Here is a 1,050-nt window from a genome sequence, read left to right as displayed (position 1 = left end):
TGTACGTTCCCGGGCCGGTGCCGACGCCGGTGCCGCGGTTGCTGCCCGTGTGAGAGGGCGGTGCGGCGCCTACTCTGGAAGAGCGGTCGCCGGGGACCGGCGCGCTCTGTTCGGGGTTTGGGGGTGCCGACATGGCGAACGGCGGACCGGTGGAGCACGGGTTCCCGCATCTGGAGACGGTGCGGGCGGCGATCACCGCGCTGTACCGGCGGCTGTCGCCGACGACCGTACAGACCTTCGCGACCAGCGTGGCCCCCGCGGACGTGGCGTTCTGCGACACCGACGACCTGCATCTGGGCGCGCAGCGGGTGGCCCGGGAGATGGTGCGGCACTTCCGATTGCCGGACGCGCGGCTGATCGTCGGCTTCCGGGAGATGACCCATGCCGCGAACGTCGAACTGACGGCGGGGCCCGAGTACTTCGTGGAGCTGAACGACCGCTTCCGCACCCACCGCGAGGACATCGGCGCGGCGCTCGCGCACGAGGTGGCGCACGTCTATCTGCACCGCCTGGACCTCGCCTTCCCCACGACGGCCGAGAACGAGATCCTCACGGACACGGTGACGACGTACCTGGGCGCGGGCTGGCTGCTGCTGGACGCCTACCGGGAGGACTCGCTCTCCTCGCAGAAGCTGGGCTACCTCACCCCGGAGGAGTTCGGGTACGTGCTGGCCAAGCGGGCCCTGCTCTTCGACGAGGACCCCTCGATCCGGTTCACCAGCCCGCAGGCGTACACCGCGTACACGAAGGGGCTGGCGCGCGCCCGTCACGACAGCCGGCAGCCTCCGCTGACCGGCGCCGGCTGGACGGGCCGCCGCCGCTATGCCCACGACCGCCGCCACGCGGAGCCGGCTCCCCCGGGCGCCCCCTATTCCTTCGGTTCCGATCCCTCCGGCGGCCTCCACGTCACCTTCCCCTGCCCGACCTGCCATCAACGGATCAGGGTTCCGGTAAGGGGGCGCGTGCGGGCGCGGTGCGGGTTGTGTGGGGTGGTGTTGGAGTGCGATACGTGAGCGGGGGCGCGGCCGAACGGGCAGGTCGGCAGGGGGG

Annotated in this window: 1 protein-coding gene; it reads left to right on the top strand. The window is 72.0% G+C overall.

Going from position 1 to position 1,050, the window contains the following annotated elements:
* Nucleotides 1–131: 131 nt before the first annotated feature.
* Complete coding sequence (locus CCN72_RS36215; protein ID WP_086812600.1) at nt 132–1,013, top strand: hypothetical protein; 882 nt, start codon at nt 132–134, stop codon at nt 1,011–1,013.
* Nucleotides 1,014–1,050 lie beyond the last annotated feature (37 nt).

Origin of the sequence: Streptomyces murinus, from assembly GCF_002154555.1 — a bacterium.
Lineage (GTDB): Bacteria > Actinomycetota > Actinomycetes > Streptomycetales > Streptomycetaceae > Streptomyces > Streptomyces murinus.
The sequence above is the reverse complement of the archived record's forward strand: the minus strand, read 5'-3'. Positions and strand labels throughout refer to the sequence as shown.

What these genes read in the sequence shown, in the direction of transcription:
- CCN72_RS36215 (WP_086812600.1), top strand. Translation starts at nt 132, where the DNA reads ATGGCGAACGGCGGACCGGTGGAGCACGGGTTCCCGCATCTGGAGACG.